Origin of the sequence: Bacteroides sp. FSHCM14E1, assembly GCF_019633785.1 — a bacterium.
Classification (GTDB): domain Bacteria; phylum Bacteroidota; class Bacteroidia; order Bacteroidales; family Bacteroidaceae; genus Bacteroides; species Bacteroides hominis.
Map to the genome: position 1 here is coordinate 84841 of NZ_JADKYL010000014.1, position 19746 is coordinate 104586.

General features: G+C 40.1%; 15 protein-coding genes. 6 read left to right on the top strand and 9 right to left on the bottom strand.

Annotation, left to right across the window (positions count from 1 at the left end; translation table 11 throughout):
• Positions 1 to 13: 13 nt before the first annotated feature.
• Complete coding sequence (aroQ, locus tag ISX59_RS18090) at positions 14 to 433, bottom strand: type II 3-dehydroquinate dehydratase (protein WP_005781735.1); 420 nt, start codon at positions 431 to 433, stop codon at positions 14 to 16.
• A 73-nt stretch (positions 434 to 506) separates the two neighbouring features.
• Between aroQ and xerD the strand changes: the two genes are divergently transcribed.
• The 6 genes from xerD (at position 507) to ISX59_RS18120 (ending at position 9197) form a co-directional block, all read left to right on the top strand.
• Complete coding sequence (gene xerD, locus ISX59_RS18095) at positions 507 to 1466, top strand: site-specific tyrosine recombinase XerD (RefSeq protein WP_005811782.1); 960 nt, start codon at positions 507 to 509, stop codon at positions 1464 to 1466.
• Between the two features lie 203 nt (positions 1467 to 1669).
• A complete protein-coding gene (locus ISX59_RS18100; RefSeq protein WP_005811783.1) occupies positions 1670 to 3361 on the top strand; it encodes a tetratricopeptide repeat protein in 1692 nt (563 codons plus the stop codon).
• A gap of 110 nt (positions 3362 to 3471) precedes the next feature.
• Complete coding sequence (locus ISX59_RS18105; RefSeq protein ID WP_032539117.1) at positions 3472 to 4542, top strand: TlpA disulfide reductase family protein; 1071 nt, start codon at positions 3472 to 3474, stop codon at positions 4540 to 4542.
• Between the two features lie 35 nt (positions 4543 to 4577).
• Positions 4578 to 6116, top strand: a complete 1539-nt coding sequence (locus ISX59_RS18110; RefSeq protein WP_005781730.1) for a YifB family Mg chelatase-like AAA ATPase — start codon at positions 4578 to 4580, stop codon at positions 6114 to 6116.
• 22 nt (positions 6117 to 6138) lie between these two features.
• The gene (locus ISX59_RS18115; protein WP_032539116.1) at positions 6139 to 7821 is read left to right on the top strand and encodes a hypothetical protein; all 1683 of its coding nucleotides are present in this window, start codon (positions 6139 to 6141) and stop codon (positions 7819 to 7821) included.
• Between the two features lie 176 nt (positions 7822 to 7997).
• A complete protein-coding gene (locus ISX59_RS18120; protein WP_005811787.1) occupies positions 7998 to 9197 on the top strand; it encodes a 6-bladed beta-propeller in 1200 nt (399 codons plus the stop codon).
• Between the two features lie 280 nt (positions 9198 to 9477).
• On the opposite strand, the gene ISX59_RS18125 is transcribed toward ISX59_RS18120, so the two are convergent.
• The 8 genes from ISX59_RS18125 to ISX59_RS18160 form a co-directional block, all read right to left on the bottom strand.
• Positions 9478 to 9861, bottom strand: a complete 384-nt coding sequence (locus tag ISX59_RS18125) for a DUF3244 domain-containing protein (RefSeq protein ID WP_233484689.1) — start codon at positions 9859 to 9861, stop codon at positions 9478 to 9480.
• Positions 9862 to 10101: 240 nt separating this feature from the next.
• Positions 10102 to 11769 carry a tetratricopeptide repeat protein gene (locus tag ISX59_RS18130; RefSeq protein WP_234191562.1) on the bottom strand — a complete coding sequence of 556 codons (1668 nt, stop codon included), beginning with the start codon at positions 11767 to 11769 and terminating at the stop codon, positions 10102 to 10104.
• A 173-nt stretch (positions 11770 to 11942) separates the two neighbouring features.
• Positions 11943 to 13028, bottom strand: a complete 1086-nt coding sequence (locus ISX59_RS18135) for a TIGR04133 family radical SAM/SPASM protein (protein WP_005822416.1) — start codon at positions 13026 to 13028, stop codon at positions 11943 to 11945.
• Positions 13018 to 13506: a radical SAM-associated putative lipoprotein gene (locus ISX59_RS18140; RefSeq protein WP_032539115.1), complete on the bottom strand. Its 489-nt coding sequence runs from the start codon at positions 13504 to 13506 to the stop codon at positions 13018 to 13020. The genes ISX59_RS18135 and ISX59_RS18140 overlap by 11 nt, the downstream gene beginning before the upstream one ends.
• A 98-nt stretch (positions 13507 to 13604) precedes the next feature.
• Entirely contained in the window at positions 13605 to 15665 is a 2061-nt protein-coding gene (locus tag ISX59_RS18145) for an acetate--CoA ligase family protein (protein ID WP_032539114.1), read from the bottom strand.
• Between the two features lie 271 nt (positions 15666 to 15936).
• Complete coding sequence (locus ISX59_RS18150) at positions 15937 to 17172, bottom strand: redoxin domain-containing protein (protein WP_032536902.1); 1236 nt, start codon at positions 17170 to 17172, stop codon at positions 15937 to 15939.
• Positions 17173 to 17292: 120 nt separating this feature from the next.
• Entirely contained in the window at positions 17293 to 18456 is a 1164-nt protein-coding gene (locus tag ISX59_RS18155) for a 6-bladed beta-propeller (RefSeq protein WP_005811797.1), read from the bottom strand.
• Positions 18457 to 18472: 16 nt separating this feature from the next.
• Positions 18473 to 19363 (bottom strand): formylglycine-generating enzyme family protein, encoded by an 891-nt coding sequence (locus ISX59_RS18160; protein WP_005811800.1) that lies wholly within the window; start codon positions 19361 to 19363, stop codon positions 18473 to 18475.
• Between the last annotated feature and the right edge of the window lie 383 nt (positions 19364 to 19746).

Genomic DNA, 19746 nt, shown 5'->3' on the forward strand with positions numbered 1-19746 from the left:
TTTATATTTATACCTATTTATCTAATAAAGCCTCAAGTGCCAGACGATATGAGTTCAATCCAAATCCACAAATCACACCTTTACAGGCACAAGCAATCATAGAAACATGACGGAACGACTCGCGGGCATGAACATTGGAAATATGAACCTCAATCACAGGAGAGGGAACGGAACGGATGGCATCCTGCAAAGCAATGGAAGTGTGCGTATAAGCTCCTGCATTCAAAATGATTCCATCCACATCGAAACCGGTCTGCTGAATTTTATCTATCATTTCTCCTTCAACGTTCGACTGGAAATAACCCAACTCCACATCGGGATATTTTTTACGAAGCTCACCTAAATACTCTTCAAATGTAACGCTTCCATATATAGAAGGTTCACGCTTGCCCAAAAGATTAATATTGGGACCATTAATAATTTGTATCCTCATAACACAATCCTGCTATTTTTAATACCTTTGTCTTCGAGAACAATATTTCAAGATGCAAAGGTAGAAAAAAGAAATGAAATTAGACGAAAAAACAAAAAAGAAGGATGTGCAAGGGTTGATTATCAAAAAGTACCAACAGTATCTGAAACTGGAAAAGTCATTATCCAAAAACACATTGGATGCTTATTTGACGGATTTGGACAAGCTATTGAACTTTTTATCGGACGAAGGTGTGGATATACTGGAAATCAGCCTGAAAGACCTTCAGCGTTTTGCAGCCGGACTGCATGATATCGGTATCCATGCCCGGTCACAGGCACGCATCATTTCCGGCATCAAGTCTTTCTTCCATTTTCTGATAATGGCCGATTATATAGAAGCTGATCCGAGTGAATTACTGGAAGGTCCCAAGATTGGTTTTAAACTACCGGAAGTATTGACTGTAGAGGAAATAGACCGTATTATCTCAACTGTAGATCTGAGCAAAAATGAGGGACAGCGAAATCGGGCAATATTGGAAACACTCTATAGCTGTGGTTTACGGGTTTCGGAATTAACCAACTTAAAACTATCAGATCTTTATTTTAATGAAGGATTCATTAAAGTAGAAGGAAAAGGTAGTAAACAACGATTGGTGCCCATCTCCCCCAGAGCCATTCAGGAAATAAAATACTATTTCATGGATCGAAACCGGATTAACATAAAAAAAGATTATGAGGATTATCTGTTTTTAAGCAGACGGGGAACACACCTATCACGTATCATGATCTTTCATCTTATCAAAGAACTGGCCGATATGGCAGGTATCACCAAAAACATCAGTCCACACACATTCCGGCATTCTTTCGCAACACACCTTCTTGAAGGAGGCGCCAACCTGAGAGCTATTCAATGTATGCTCGGACATGAATCAATTTCGACCACCGAGATTTACACACATATCGACCGTAATATGCTGCGAAGTGAAATCATAGAACACCATCCGCGCAACATCAAATATCGGCAAGAAAAAAGGCATTTCAATAAACAATAAAGTCTGGTTTGGCGTTATTTAGAGAGAGAAATAATGCTGAACAGCTCAGGAATGCGACAGTTTTCATTAAATTATAATAAAATTAAGGGTGTATTTGCCTAAATGTATAAGAATTAATATCTTTGCGTGGCATTTATGGGCAATCCACAGATGCGTATTGAATAGACAAAATTTCAATTACAAACATTTAATTTATACCTAAAATGATCAAGAAGTTGTATTTGCCTTTACTTATGGCATTGGTTGTTGCATTGTCATCATGTAGCAACAAAATGGGTGCACTGTCATCTGATTACTTCACTACGACTCCTCAGGTACTGGAAGCTGTAGGTGGTAAAGTTCCTGTGACTATCAACGGAAAGTTCCCTGAAAAGTATTTCAAAAAGAACGCAGTTGTTGAAGTAACTCCGGTCCTGAAATGGGAAGGTGGACAAGTGAAAGGACAGCCTGCTGTATTCCAGGGTGAAAAGGTAGAAGGTAACGACCAGACTATCTCTTACAAGATGGGTGGTAATTACACGATGAAAACTACATTCGACTATGTTCCTGAAATGGCCAAGTCTGAACTGTACCTTGAATTCAACGCAAAAGTTGGAAAAAAAACAATCGCTATCCCTGCAGTGAAGATCGCAGACGGTGTGATCTCTACTTCTGAATTGATTAACAATACTTTGAGCAGCGCTAATCCGGCTTTGGGTGATGACGCTTTCCAACGTATCATCAAAGAAGCACACAACGCTAACATCATGTTCCTTATCCAACAGGCTAACATCCGTTCAAGCGAATTGAAAACCGCTAAGGAATTCAACAAGGAAGTTGCTAACGTAAACGATGCAGAAAACAAAAAGATCAGCAATATCGAAATTTCGGCTTATGCTTCTCCTGATGGTGGTGTGAAACTGAACACAGGTTTGGCTGAGAACCGTGAAGGTAACACAACTAAACTGATCAATAAAGACCTGAAGAAAGCTAAAATCGAAGTTCCGGTTGATGCTAAATATACTGCTCAGGACTGGGAAGGTTTCCAGGAACTGGTTTCTAAATCAAACATTCAGGATAAAGAACTGATTCTTCGTGTTCTGTCTATGTATCAGGATCCGGAACAAAGAGAGACAGAAATCAAAAACATCTCTTCTGTATACAAAACTTTGGCTGACGAAATCCTGCCGCAGTTGCGTCGTTCTCGTTTGACTTTGAACTATGAAATCATCGGTAAGTCTGATGAAGAAATCGCTAATCTGGCTGCAACAGATCCGAAACAGTTGAATCTGGAAGAAATCCTGTATGCTGCTACACTGACTAACGACCCAGCAAAGAAGGCTGACATCTATACAAAAGCTTCTCAGCAGTTCCCGAATGACTACCGTGCATTCAACAACTTGGGTAAACTGGCTTATCAAGCAGGTGATTTGGACAAGGCTCAATCATACGTGAAAAAGGCAGAAAGCATTAAAGCTGCTCCTGAAGTAAACATGAACTTAGGTTTGATCGCTCTGGCTAAGGGTGACAAAGCTGCTGCTGAGTCATACTTAGGTAAAGCTGCCGGTGCTAAAGAACTGAACGAAACATTGGGTAACCTGTACGTAGCTCAGGGACAATACGAAAGAGCAGTAAACGCATTTGGAGACACTAAAACAAACAGTGCTGCTTTGGCACAGATCCTGGCTAAGGACTACAACAAAGCTAAAAACACTTTGGCTGGTATCTCAACTCCGGATGCTTACACAGACTATCTGATGGCTGTTCTGGGTGCAAGAACTAACAACACTTCTATGCTGACAAGCAGCTTGAAGAGCGCTGTAGCTAAGAACCCGGCTTTGGCTAAGAAAGCTGCTACAGACCTTGAGTTCGCTAAATATTATACGAATTCTGATTTCATGAACATCGTAAAATAAGCGAGACTTAATTGAGAAAAATATAAAAAAGGAGTTGTCCGCCACATAAATGGCGGGCAATTCTTTTTTTTTATCTACAAAACCCTTACTTTCGCAGAAAAGAAATAAGAATGAGAAAGATAGGGATTCTATTTATTACCGTGTTTTGCCTGTTTGCCTGTAAAAGCAACAGCACCCAAATCAGTCTGGAAGGTGAACTTAAGGGACTGACTAACGACACACTCTACTTATATGGAACAGACGCTCTATATGATCGCATAGATACTATTTATGCACAAGAAGGTAAGTTTAGCTACAATCTCAACGTAGATTCGACAGTAATCGATACGCTCACAGCAACTGTACTCCTGATAAACGGGAATGTAGAGTATCCGCTCTTCCTGGACAAAGGAAACCAAATTAAGATAAAGGGAAATGCCAATGATCTCAGCCATTTGGACATAGATGGCAATGAACCGAACACAAGCTTGAGTCTTTTTATGAAAGAACAGAAAAGTTTGGGTCAGGCATCCAATAAAATGATGCAGGAAAAAGCCGAAACATTTATCCGCCAACACAACTCCTCACTGGCCAGTATTTATCTCCTCGACAAATATTTTGTGCAGATACCACAGCCGGATTATACCAAAATAAAAGAAATAACCGAAAGCATGACGGGAGCACTCCTTGATCGTCCTTATATTGAAAACATCAGCGACTATATTGATCAACTGGAAAAAGTGACTGTTGGTAAATCTGCTCCTTATTTTAGTTTACCCAATAAAAAAGGTGAGAAGTTATCACGTTCAGCTGAAAAGTTCAGAGACAAATATCTTCTACTTAATTTCTGGGCCTCGTGGTGTGACCAACGATCGGAAACCAATACAGAGCTGAAAAGACTAAATAAGGAATATAAGAGAAACAAGAACTTTGCCATATTAGGCATATCGCTTGATATAGATAAGAAAGCATGGGAAACAGCCATCAGTAAAGATAGCCTGAATTGGGAGCAAGTATGCGATTTTACCGGTTTAAGCTCAGAAACAGCGAAGCAATATGCAATACTGACGCTACCAACCAATATCCTGATCTCGCCAACCGGCAGAATTCTGGCAAGAGACATCAAAGGAGAAGCACTTACCAATAAACTAAAAGAATTACTGAAAACCGAAGAAAAGAAATCCGGAAGAACTAACCGCTAAAATCGAGTCACTAACCTCAAAATCATTAGAAACACGTGCTTATAAAAGTATTCGGAGCGGCTGTACAAGGCATTGAAGCAACCCTCATCACTATAGAAGTCAACAGTTCACGAGGATGTATGTTCTACATGGTAGGCCTTCCCGACTCAGCAGTTAAAGAAAGCCACCAGCGTATTCTGTCCGCCCTGCAAGTAACCGGGTACAAGATGCCTACCAGCAATATTGTTATCAACATGGCTCCGGCAGATATCCGCAAGGAGGGCTCATCTTACGATCTGCCATTGGCTATCGGAATGTTGGCTGCCAGCGAGACAATTTCATCCCAGAAACTATCTCGCTATATGATAATGGGAGAACTCAGTCTCGATGGAACAATCCAACCCATCAAAGGAGCTTTACCCATAGCTATCAAAGCACGGGAAGAAGGATTTACCGGGTTAATCGTTCCTTTGCAAAACGCACGGGAAGCGGCAGTAGTCAATCACTTGTCGGTATACGGAGTGAGTAATATACAGGAAGTTATTGAATTCATCAATGATAAACACGAACTGACACCGACTACAGTCCAGACCCGTGAAGAATTTTATGCCTGCCAAAGTGACTTTGAATACGATTTCGCAGATGTGAAAGGACAAGAAAATGTGAAACGTGCACTTGAGGTGGCGGCTGCAGGAGGCCACAACCTCATTATGGTAGGAGCGCCAGGCAGCGGTAAATCGATGATGGCAAAAAGGTTGCCTTCCATTTTGCCCCCTCTATCCTTAGGTGAAAGCCTTGAAACAACCAAAATACATTCAGTAGCCGGCAAGTTAGGACGCAACTCTTCTCTGATATCCCAACGTCCCTTTCGGGACCCACACCACACCATCTCACAAGTAGCTATGGTGGGTGGAGGCAGTTTTCCGCAACCGGGAGAAATCAGCCTGGCACATAATGGAGTCCTCTTTCTGGACGAGCTACCGGAGTTTAACCGCAGTGTGCTCGAAGTATTGCGTCAGCCTCTTGAAGACCGTCGTATCACCATTTCACGCGTAAAAAGCACGATTGACTATCCTGCCAGTTTCATGCTGGTAGCATCTATGAACCCGTGCCCGTGTGGCTATTACAACCATCCGACCAAACCATGTGTCTGTAATCCGGGACAAGTACAAAAATACCTGAATAAGATATCTGGTCCTCTACTGGACCGGATTGATATTCAAATTGAAATAGTTCCTGTACCATTTGAAAAGATCTCAGAACAACGACAAGGAGAATCCAGTGCAGCCATCAGGCAAAGAGTGATCAAGGCCCGACAGATACAGGAAGAAAGATTTGCTTGTTATCCGGGAACTTATTGCAATGCTCAAATGACAAGCAAGCAACTATCGGCTTTTGCACAGCCTGAAACAAAAGGTTTGTCACTGTTGAAAAATGCCATGGAACGCCTCAATCTTTCAGCCCGCGCTTATGATCGTATCTTGAAAGTATCTCGTACGATAGCCGATCTGGAAGGAAGCGAACAAATAAAACCAGAGCATTTGGCAGAAGCCATCAGCTACCGGAACTTAGATCGAGAGAATTGGGCTGGATAATGTTATGAAGAGCAAAGTTATAATGAAAGAAAACCTCCTTATCACACTCTGTCTTATCTTGTTATCATATGGAATGACCGGATGCAAAGACTCTACACGAACTTTGCTTAGTAAGTCTGTAGAAATGGAAAAAATCTCTACAGACAGTATGCTGTTTTATCTTCAACAAATACAAGAACCAAACCATCTAACCAATAAACAGCGGGCTGAATACTGCTTCCAATTATACAAAGCCACATTGTGGAAAACTCAAAAGCCCAAAGATTCTCTACTTAAAGTATGCATCCCACTTTTTTTACAATATGGAGATACAGCCCAATGGCTACAGGCTCAACTGGAACAAGCTAACAGTTACTTTTACAAGCACCAGCCGGATTCTGTTTTACATGTCGCTTCATCCCTTCAAAACAAGAAAAAGTATATGACATATAGCCAACAGAGGTATTATTACAACATGCAAAAATTTGCCTACTTTAATCTAAAAAAATATTCGCAAGCCCTTGATCTGGCAAATAGCGTACTGACACTGAATAATCCATCTAATGATACTCTATCTTTATTTTACGACCATCGGAGCCGATTGGAAATATTAAAAAAAATGGGAAAGACAGACGAAGCAATAGAAGGATATTATAAGATGCTTGAATGGCTTGCCCCTTCAAAAGAATACCGTTATCTAAACTATTCCATAGCCGAAGATATTGTGAATTATCATCTACAGCAGCAAGATTTCAACAAAGCACTGGAATCCATGCTGGAGCTCCGCTCGTATCGCCGTAATCGTTATGACGTACCTTACTATCAATTGATCCGCGGACAAATATTCCAATCCTTGCACCAACTGGATTCGGCCCAATACTATTATAAACAAGCAGCTATCTCAACCTCACCATATATCGCGGCAGAAGCAACCTCCCGCCTGTTCCGGTTAATAAATGCGACGCAATATCCTGAGCAGGCATATTATCTGGCAAAAAATGAAGATATACTGTATGACAATCTTACATTAAACGTTAAAACAGAAGAGACTACCAGAAAATACAACGAAGCCAAGCTTCAGAATGAACTGTATCAACTACGTCTCACTCAGCAAGAAAAAGAATTATGGATGATGGGAATCACAGTTATTCTATTATTCATAGCCCTACTGATATCATTTTTCTATCATCAGGAAAAGAAGAAAAGATTGCTATCGGAGCGAAAACTGCAAGCAGAACAGGCAGAAGAAGAGGCTCGCCGATTGCAACACGAGAATGAATTATTGCATAAAGAAGCTGAACTAAGTGCGCTACGCGAAAAAGAGATTTTCATGCGTAATAAAGAAAGTGAAATGCGTGAAGCCCTATTCCGTCACATCTCTTTCTTCCAGAAGCTTCCTTCCCTCCATACAGAAAACTCTCCGGAAGATGGTCCAAACAGCCGGAAAATCACTGTAAATGATGCAGAATGGAGCGAAGTAAAACAAGCGGTAAATGATGCATTTAATAATTTCGTTGACCGGCTGCAAGAAAATTATCCGCAACTCAGTGAGAAAGATATTTGTTTTTGCTGTCTGGTAAAGATCAATGTGAACATACAAGACCTATCGGATATCTATTGTGTCAGTAAAGCAGCCATCACTAAACGCAAGTACCGAATTAAAACAGAAAAGATGCATATTTCTGATGAAACTCTCAGTTTAGACGCCATTCTCCAAAGCTTCTGATAATAGTTGTCCGCCAGACGAAAAGGAAAGTCCACAACTAATACACTGAGCAACAACAAACTAAGCAACAGTCAAGCGTCTATTTTTGTCCGCCTGTTTTTTTGTCCTCCCTCCCACTAATAGCTAATTTTGCTATTACAAAACGCGTTTGATTATTCATCTAATTATTTATGCTTATGAAAACCAGAATGATTTATCACAGTTTGGCAATCTGCTGTTTATTGCCAACTTTTGCTTTTACAACGGGGGACAACGATCCACTCGCAAAATCACCCACAGTTGCCAAACTTACGAATACTCCCAATGGCCCGTTGATCAGTTGCGACTTAAAAGCACTGAAAGATACCGTAAATTTCCCATTGAGCCAGTTGACAGAAGAATTACAAATTGTAAAACTCGACAATCGGGATGAAGCGCTTATTGGTGACTGGGTACGAACGACCATCGGAGAGAAATATATTTTAGTAAGCAATAACAAACAGACCCCTTACAAACTATTCGATCGTTCGGGTAAGTTTATTGCCACTATCGGATCGTATGGACAGGGACCAAACGAATACCTTAATACATATGCCGAACAACTGGACGAAGCAAATAACCGCATCTACATTTTACCCTGGCAAAGCAACAAGATATTGGTATTTGACTTAAAAGGCAATGCATTAGACCCTATTCCCCTATGTTTGCGAGTTCCCAAAGGAAAATTCCGGGTAAATACTGCTAAATCAGAAGTCACAGTCACCGTTTTGCCATTCCCCAACTGGCCTGCAGTAGTATGGACTCAAGATTTAAAGGGTAAGCGTAAAAACTTTGTAGCACCGGGCAGTCTTTCTATGCCACAGGATTTCAGCAACGAAGTATTGATGGGAAATAATACCTCTGCTTATGATGTCATGCTACTCAAAATTATACCCAAACCAAGTATAGATACTCTATACCACTATAATGCCGCAAAAAACAAACTGGAAGGGCGTTTTACTGTAAAATATCCATCAAACGATAATCTGCCTTGGCACGGTTATTATGAGATACCCAATCATTTCATAGGCGATGTATCTTTCCCAGTACAAGTAGACGAGAACACATTCTCCAGTTCTAAACCGGCTTATTACATAGTTAACAAGAAAACTTTGCACGGCAATTATGTGCGTCTTTACAACGACTTCCTTACTACTCCCAGTTCGACAATCTACCCTTCATTCAGTAATGGGTATTATGTCACTAATATGGAACCACTGGCATTGAAAGAAATACTTGAGAAAGAAGTCAATAAGAAAGGACTGGCAGCTGACAGAAAGAAAAAGGTACAAGACTTAATTAAGTCTCTCAATGAAAACGACAATAATATCGTATTATTCGCCAAATTGAGAAAGTAAAAGAGTGATTGTAAATAGTAGCCATTGATAACTTAAGGGAAGTGCCCCGGTGAATTAACCTTCGGCACCTCCCTTATTGTCAAGCCATTGCGAATAATTTTCTAAAATCTTATAATCAATTCCTGCTATATAGAATCTGTTTCTTCCCGAGACTGTATTTACCAAATGTACGTAATAATCTATCAATCACCCCTGCTATGCCCCAACAACCCGAAATAACAAATAAAACAGTTGGATTTGCAGGACCTTTTATAAATACATTATCTCTCTATATGCTTAATTATAAGAAAAATAGTCCGGTTGCTTCTCCGTATTGATTATGTATATGTAACTTATATCCTTTATTTAGCGGCAAACCTTTCATCGAGATAGTATAAGTCATATTCTCGATTGGATGGACGAGATCATGGACAAGGACAGTGTTATGTGCATCCTTAATCTCGATATTTACATTATCAAAAGTTGTATTAAATTTTATATACAATAACTCCTCTTCATAATTTATCGACGCTTCAACAGACGGTAAGCCTCTTACAACTTCCCAGCTTTCTGAAAGACTTATGTTCCGCTCCTGCACTGCGTTCAAAGATGTATTTTTTGTTATGGCTCTTGGAACCAAACAAAATAATAACGATAGAATAAATAGTAATTTTACTTTTTTCATAACTTGCTGTTTTTTTTGATTAGACACAGCAAAATTAATAGTAAATTTAATAAACACATCCATTTTGCTGCAATTAGGCATGGACAATCACATATTGAATATCAGTAACTTATATGATTTTTGATGGACAAAGGGAATAATGCCTATCTGTTTCTCAAGCAAATATTGTATTTATACCGAATAATTGGAAGTATATTGAAAAAAAGTAAAATCCGACACCGATTTTATGCTGTACCTAAGTTATAGATTAGTAAGTAAATGCTCGTAAAGAGTTGTTTTAGGTAAAGAGTTTAATCCAAGACGCTGGCGTAATCTTACTCTTTTTTTAGAGACAGAGTTTGGAGAAATACCCAACAAGTCAGCTTCAATATTAGAATCGAAATTAAACATAACCAGACAACAGTACTTCCACTCCTGTTCCGTAAGTTCCAGACACAGGCTATATACATGAGATTTGAGATTTGGAAATGTATCCGTACTCTCTTCCACTATGGAGTTCCATAGCTTTTCTGTCAATAAACCCTCTTCCCGGGGAACTTTATGGTTGGTTAATTCCAACAGTTTTTTATAAATGGGGGAACTATTAATTTTCACTCTTTGCAACTGATGATATTTTTGTGTTAAATTGTCAATTTCTTCTTGCAATTCATTAATTGCGCCCTCATTTTTATCTTTCAGGTCAACTAACTGGGACAGCTGCTGCCTCTTTTCTTCCAATTCAATAGTTGAATTCAATAATTCGATTTTCTTTGCAGCTAATTCTATCGTTTGTTTGTCCAGTTTGTTTTTTATCTTTTGTTTATAAAGAAAGTACATGAAAATTATAACACTCAGAAAGAAGACGCACATACAGAGGATTATGATGTAACGTTGTTGCTGGATTGTCAGCTCATTAACTTTTTCTCTTAATTTAAAGTTACTATACTTTTTCTCTATTTCCAACACTCTTGATGCATGTTGAGCCATAGTAATAGAATCAACAGCGCATTGATACTCTTCCAGATTCTCTAATGCAGACTGGTAATTACCCTCTGCTTTATTAATCCTATAGTAAGCCTTTCTAATTGAAAATTCTCCCGGAGGGAATTTCGAAGAAACCTTGTTCAATGCCATTCGTGCTTTTTGGGGGAATCCCGTTTCTAAATATAGATTGATTAGCCCCAAATAGCTGTAAGTTGTATTAATAGAATCGTAGGAAACCGATTTTATATAATAGTCTTCTGCTTCTTCGTACCGTTTCAAATCACGATATATATTCCCAAAAGCATTTTCTATAATTGATTGAATCCTTTTATCACTTAAACCTTGTGCAAGAGAATCAGCTTCTTTTATACAACACAATGCTCGATCAAAAGAGTCCAAAGCACACCATTGTCGGGCAATATTCCTTATTGCATAGATGTGGCTTTTTCTATTTCCCGCTTTCTCAAACAATACCTTAGAGTCTTCATATTGATTCATTGCCATTTGTGGCATATCGTTCAAGTTATATAAATCAGCTATATACGTACAGATATAGCCTGAAGTATTAAACAACCCATTATTTTTGGCAGAATGCAAGGCTTCCACATAGTTACTCATAGCCTTATCATATTCACCGTCGGCATAATAAGAACGTCCCAAATAAAGCTGCATCTTCGCTTGATCTTCGGTGCTTCCATGTTTCATGTACCATGCCAGTGCACGATCCAGATCACAGGGAGAAGGCAGATTGTTATTGTTCAGTTTATCAGCAACTTTTCCTTTCAGCATACACCACAAAGAGAATTCGGCTATACTTAGAGCGTCAGGAGAAGGTATTCCAGCTAAAATTATATTGGCACTGTCAGGGTAAGTTTCGATTAACCTTTCGGCATTAAGTAATAAAGGCAATGATGGGTGTTGCTTTTCACATCCTATAAGTATCATAGTGAATAATAGTAATAGAATATTTTTTGTGTGTTCACTCATCATTGTCTGATTTTGGTATCTGCAAAGGTAAGTCCTTCATGTATATGATCAAAATACTATAATAGCCTCTAAATAAAGCATGAATCAGTCCCTAATTATCCCAATCTATAAAAATAGCTCCAAATAATCTCCTAAAGTTTTACAATCCTCTTCTGATGACAAAAGAGGAGCTCCCCTTCGTCATTGTGCAAATGCATACCGTTACCTTCACAATAACGGAAAAAGCTACAATCCGCACATTCACCCTTACGTGCCCACTCACGATCACGGAACATCTGAAAGCGCTTCTCCCATACTTCCATAAAGTTATCTTTATAAATATTGCCTTGATGAAAATTACTGCGTATGCTGGGACAGGCTGAAATAGAGCCGTCGGCTAAGACAGAAGCCACACTGATACCCGCATTACACGAATAGAAATGATCACGTACTTCACTCTCATAATTACCAAGAAAGCCCTCACAACCATAGCTCAGATGGACACGCCCTTCCTTCCGTACCTGCTTGATAAATTCCAGGACTCCGGTAAATTCTTCATTTGTCAACTGAAATTCCGGATGACTGGCCGCACGCCCCACCGGAAAAATAGTAAAAATACGCCAGTTACGCACTCCTATAGTATACAAATAGCTTTTTAACTCTCCCAAATGAGAGTAATTCTTACGATTGACACAAGTAACAACATCCCAGGTCAGTTCGGGTTCGTGCACCAACATCTTAATGGCCTCCAACGCCTTTTCATAACTATCCGGATTACCACGTAACCAGTTATGCTCCTCTGCAAAGCCATCCAGACTAATTGTAACAGCATGCAGCCCGGCAGCCATCAGACTATCGAGCCGTTCACGGGTTAAATATAGCCCATTGGATACAATTCCCCATGGATATCCCCTACGATAAAGAGCTAACCCCACTTTCTCAAGGTCATTCCGCATCAGCGGTTCACCTCCGGTTATAATAATGTTAACCTCATTAGGATTGACGTGCGGTGTAATCGAATCTATAACCCGAAGAAAATCCTCTGCAGGCATATCCTTCTGTTCCGACATTTTCCGGCAATCACTTCCACAATGTTTACATGCCAAGTTACACCGTAATGTACATTCCCAGAAAAGTTGACGCAACGGATGCAATTCCCGGAGATTGTTTCTCATTTTAAGGGCTATCTCCAATCCCAGGCGTTTGCGAAGTGACAATCGTCCCGGATTATTTTTCATCGTCTTTTACCGTTTCCTTCTTGATTTGAATTGTTTTCTCTATAACTGTTTCTCCCCGATACCAATGGCTTCCACCTGTAAACCCACCAGCGTCTACATCTACGCTATCTTTAGAGTAACTGCCATTGGAATCACCATCCACATCACGGACGATAAAACGATATTTCTTAGACGGAAACTCTACCCTTTCAGTGGCAAAAGCCCCATCCTTATCAGTGATCAACGTATCCGGATAACTCAGCCATGCTCTGCCGTCACCTTCATGTATGGCTCCGGAAACTACTTCAATACCCGGAACAGGTTCCTGTGTATCAGCGTCGATAACTTTACCTTTCACCCGATATTTGGCAGAAGGCATACCATATTCGAGGGGCGTATCGCCCCCTCCATTGTCACAAGACATAAATCCAAGCAACACAAGTAGTCCAGAAAGTGCCCGATTACTATATCGCAGCCATTGTTCGTTTTTCTTTTTCATATATAGAATTCGCGTTTAAGTCCATCTCTTTTTAGTAAACGCAGGAATAAGTGTAATACTGCATCTGCTTTCCTTCTTTTTTATTCTGAAAACAGCATTTATTTTTCTATCCGGATACGGGCGTCTACGGCAATAACCTCCTTATCAGTGGCCAGCAGAGGGTTCATATCCATTTCTTTTATTTCTGTAGCAAAGCGAAGTAACGTGGACAGACGTACAATAATTTCCGCGAATTTATCTTCGTTCACCCCTCTCTGTCCGCGAGTTCCCTGGATAATCTTATAAGCCCGAAGCGAATGAATCATCGAATAGGCCTCCTCATAAGACAAAGGTGCCAAGCCGGAAGAGACATCTTTCAAGACTTCCACAAAGATACCACCCAAACCGCAAAGCACTACATGCCCGAACTTCTCCTCGTATTTAGCTCCGATAAACAACTCAGTCCCTTTCAGCATAGGTTGCACCATGATGGCCCGCGCCTCAGATATCTGCATCATACGGTCGAACTCAAGTGCCAAATGTTGCTCACTTTTTATATTAAGTACCACCCCTCCTACATCCGACTTGTGTACAGGTCCCACAACCTTAGCTACCACCGGAAAGCCACAACGTCGGGCAAAAGCAAGAACTTCATCTTTATTGCCGGACACAAACTCCTCAACTACCGGAATACCGGCAGAATGAAGCAAGGCCTGAACATAATGAGGTTCAATATAACCGTTCTGCGGAATAGAATCAATAATCCGGCGAATGCGAGGTACATCTACTCCAAACAATTCAATCTCCGGCACAGCCGGTTTAGGAGCATTGATGATACGCGACAAAGCCGTGCCCAACATCACCTCATCGGCAAAGTTAACATGTCCTTTCTCCAAAAAAAAGGCTACTTCCTCACCGGCAGTTCGTACTGAAGGAAGAACCGGAAAAAGAGGTTTCTTACAAGTCAGCATTTTCTGGTGCAGCACCTCATAGGTCTCAAACATTGTCACCAGTCCCGGCGTACCGAATATAGCAAGAATTGCATCTATATTCTCAAACTTTTCCTCACAATAATCAATGGCGATCCCCAAATGTTCAGGAGTTCCCGTTGCCAAAATATCAATTGGATTGCCTACTGAAGCACCGGGAAACAGCTTACTCTTCAACTCATCGGCAAGGGGACCCTCCAATTTCGGAACGTTCAGACCTCCTTTCGACAAAGCATCGGTCAACATCACACCGGGGCCCCCGGCATGAGTAACAATAGCAAAATTCCGTCCCTTCAATTCAGGCAAGGTAAAAATACAACCAACCGTTGTCAACTCTCCGCGTGAATAACATCGCACAATGCCGGCTTTACGAAATAAAGCCTCAACTGCCGAATCGGAACTGGCAATAGCTCCGGTATGTGAAGATGCCGCACGACTACCGCTTTCCGAACTGCCTGCTTTAATAGCTGCGATTTTACATCCTTTCCGAATTAACGAAGAAGCATGGAACAACAGTCGGTCGGGATTCTTAATGCTTTCAATATAGATAAGTTTAATTTTTGAGTCTTTTTGTGGATCGAAAGTTTCATCCATGTATTGCAGGACATCCTCTACTCCAATTTGTTTGGCGTTTCCTACTGACCAAACAGAATTGAACTGAAGCCCTTTGGCTACTGCGGACTCCAAAATAAAAACAGCGGTAGCCCCGGAACTGGAGATCAGGTCTGCTCCTTGGGGGTTCAGGTTCGGAATGGGCTGAGTAAACACACTGTGATGCCACGTATTGAGCAATCCGATACAATTCGGACCAATCAGTGAAGCACCGTATTTATTAACAGTCTCAAGAATGCGCTCTTCCAATAAAGCGCCTTCCCGCGTTTCTTCTCCAAATCCGGCCGAAAGAATTATGAAAGCCCGCGTCTGCTTCTCTCCGGCCAGTGTTTCCACCACCTCCGGACAAAGAGCCGCAGGAATAGCAAGAATAGCGAGATCTGTATCGGGTAACTCCTTTGCATCGGCAAAAGAAAGCACTCCCTGCACTTCTGTTTCTTTGGGGTTGACAGCCCGGAGCTCTCCCTGATAACCACCGTTTATCAGATTCTTCAAGATAGCACCGCCCGGCTTATGTGTATTGTTCGACGCCCCTACCACAACAATGCTTTGGGGATGAAGTAACTGGGTTGTAATCATAGATTGTATATTATACGATTATTCATTCACAAATATATCGTTTTAGAAACAACCGACAAACAAATCTTACCTAAAAGATACAAAGCAAGAAGATCTCCGAACCGGACTCACTCATGTTTCAGGGAAATTAATACTATAACGGATAATAATGGGATTATCCTTAGGAGTCATTTGTTGCAATGCGGTTTTAAGTTGTCCTTCCGGTAAAAATGACACCAGTCGCATCGCCAAATAAAACTCATTCCATATATTATCAGTTCAAAATATAAATTCAATCACCAAACTCCGATTTCATCACCTCCTGTGCTTTGTCAAAAGCCTTATGAAAGTCACGAGAGATAATTTTCCCATCCGGTGAAATAAAAACAAAATAAGGTAGACCTGCAAAAGCAAAATCTTCTATAATCTTATGATTATCTCCCTTACTTTCTACTTCAGGCCATGGATGTGCCACCATATTTTCGAGAACAGGTTTCAGTTTCATTCCCAATACCTCGTCATCTTCTCCCACATTTTTATTCAGTTCACAAATAGTTTCCATATCATCCGTTATTCCAATAACGGAAAGATGATCCTTATATTTTTCATAGAAGGCAGTGACCCGCTTATCGACGGAAATAGAACCGGGACACAGCCCCCAATGATAAAGAAGAAGATATTTACCTCTGGCATCGTCAGAAGTGATCCTTTTCCCGTCAGTAGTAGTGACAGAGAATAAAGGAGCCTCATTACCGGGAGCAAGTCTTTCTATTGCCTCCACCTCCCGTCTAAATATCTGCCCATAATAACTATTCAGAGCCTCTTGGTTCATGTTCGACAGCACAGATTTCATTTCCTCCGGGGCAGCATACGAAACCTTTTGAAGATATTCCACTGTCACCCAAGTAGATGATGGATTGTTTGCTATCAATTCTTTTATCTTTTGCCGTAAGAGAGTGTAAGATTCTTGATGATTGCTACGAAAACGATTGAACTTATCAACGTATTCCTTAGCCTTCTCCATATCACCTTTCTTTCTTGCCTCATCGATAATCTTTCCATATTTTGCTCGTATGATTTCCAAAGAGTCTTCCAGGTGTACTATTTCTTTCAACGAAGGATCGTTATACAGTCCACCGCTAATGGTACTATAGTATATAAAATCAGTTTCTCCCTTTAGGTGATAGTCCCCTTCTTCCACAATAATCATCAGGGCTTGTCGTGAACTCGCTTGATATCCACCTGAAACGGGTTTATATATCATACTATAATATTGAGTATGTGGCTGTTCACCTGAGTAAAAGAATTTATTGGGATCACTTACAATTACGTTAAAAGCGACTTCCCCCTCCTCTCCTTTATAAGGAAGAGTGGTTTTCCGGAAGGAAAGAGTATCATTGGGCATTAATCCGTCTATCTCACCGGAAATGCTAAACTGATGACTTTCTTGGGCATCCGTGCCACTCACAAAAATCGGAAGAAAGAAAAATCCCAAGACAAGTATACACGAAAAAATTAGCTGCTTCATATATTTCGAATTTATGTTTTATTGCAAATAAAACGGTAACCGATTAATTCTTATAAACCTGATATTTAGGTATAAATATTAAAAATCCCCCTGCGAAATTCTCACCGGAAACCTTAAATATTATTCTCTATTTTTCACCAGCATAATCACCGGATTTGACTCTTCATCCAGTCCGGCAGCTATTTCTTTCAACTTCCCTTTCAATCCGTCATTTTTATACGCATCAACAATTTTGTTGGCTGCCAATGGTTGGATGGCTACTATTTCATCGCCATTCATAGGATCTGAAAGCATATCTACGTTTTGTTTTTCTACAAAATCACCATTGAGCACATTGGCTTCAAAAACTGCATTCTCCTGCTTGTCGTACATTAAATCGGTAATAAGAAATCCTCTTCCGGTAGTAAAATCAAAATCCTTCTTTACAGTATGCATAAAACAATAGCGGTCTGTAACAACTCCCATTGTGAGAAGTATCTCCAGATCCCTGGTAGGAGATTTTATAAGAAAAGGATTTAATTGATTCTTTTCCGGTACATAGTTATATACCGTATCGGAGGAAGTTTCAACAAGTAACCATTCTTTCCGATATGGAATTATAGAACGTATAGAAGTCATTGCAACCGCCCCACCCTTCTGTACAACCGGAGTTTTAATGACATCAAAAGGTATATAAATTTTTTGGGTGACACTTCCGTCTTGCTTCGATATTATCAGGTGATAGGATCTGTTTTCTTCTCTCGGTTGTCCCTCCTTATAATACAAAGACATATCATAACAAATCAGATTGTTCTTATCGTAATTAAATACTTCTAAATATTCACCACCTTCTACATGCTTAAAGTCCCGTTTAAAGTTTCCCGATAAATCATATACATATATTTTCTTTGTCGAAGCACAGTTGACAAACATTTCGTTGTTATCTTCATCTAAAATAATTCCGTTGATAAAACTATATTCTCCATCCCCCTGTCCTTTCCGGTTTATTTTTCTTATCCCTTTACCGGTTTTTCTGTCAAAAACAAAAATATTACCATCATGGCTCCAGTTTTTTACTAATATATATTTTTCACCTATAGCCATCACACTACCCTGAGTTATAAATTCATCGTTCGTTTCCAACGGGATATATTCTACATCCATAAGATCTTGAAGAACCAATTCTTTCTTAGGATAAGTTGTAGTAACATCCACTGTGATTACATTTGTCTTTTCCTCTTTTTCCACGCATCCCAACAATCCCATCATCAGGAATAACGACATAATAATCTCTACTCTTCTCATAATATATGTTTTAAGTTTACTCTTGGTTTGAATCTAAAGCGAACCGGAAGCCTCCATATTCATCATTATAGTTTCCTATATCATAATCAATATATGACACTCGACACCCCAGGGAAGTACCTCCCCAACTACCTCCCCGCAATACACGCCTAAAGAAAAGAGTAGCTCCTTTTAACGGCCATTCCGGACTGACTGATTTGCCATCGTGATAATATTCTTTAGTGTACGTATCCTCGCACCATTCCCACACATTTCCACTCATGTCATACAATCCCAACTCATTGGGCTTTTTGAGCCCTACCGGATGTGTGGTTTTCATTTCTCCAGTTCCATCCTCTTGATAATTCTTAACATACCACGCCACCTCATCTATGTTATTACTTCCACTGTACTTATATCCTTCACTTCGCTTCCCGCCACGTGCTGCATACTCCCATTCTGTTTCTGTTGGAAGGCGGAAAGTTTTACCAGTAAGAGCATTTAGCTTACTTAAAAACTCGTGGGCTTCATTCCAGCTTACATTTTCTACCGGGCAATCATCACAGCCGGTATTTGCAGACGGATTAGAATCACTTCCCATCACGGCTTTCCACAATTTTTGTGTGACCTCATATTTACCCATGTAAAAAGTAGATACAGTTTCTTTATGCGCAGGCTTTTCATTGTCCTCACAATCACACCCTTGTTCATCTGTACATCCCATCATAAATGTACCGCCTTGTATTTGGATCATCTCAAAATCTTCTCCATTCACGGTAAACGTAACACTTTGTATAGGGTCTTGTACAGATTTGTTTTGCGTACAAGAAAAGGTGAGAAACAGTGCCCCCATAATTGTCAGGGTTCTGACTTTTGACATTCCGGTACAAGTACACAGATGTTTTATACTAAAAACAAAATCTCCCATTCTTTAATTCATTTAAAATTCTAAATAAGGCACATCTGTATACTACAAGATAGGATATTTACCGATTTGCCGTTGTGTATTTACGTATATCTCTTCAAATACCTTTTGCCTATGGTTTTTATAGATACAACGTATTATTTATTTCATGTGGTCGTAAATGTACGATAATTAATTCAAGCTTTTGAATAAAGTTGTTTTTTTATTTCCCGGAAGTGTTCAACAACATAATTTCACTTCCTAAAAAACACAACCTGGCAAAAGGAAAAGATGACAAGACGTGGTATTTCCACCTATTTTATCGTTGATTATCCGGTCTCATCTGTCAATAGTACACCGGCTTGCCACCCTCCAATAAGAAAGGACGCTGCATAGGCCCCATATAT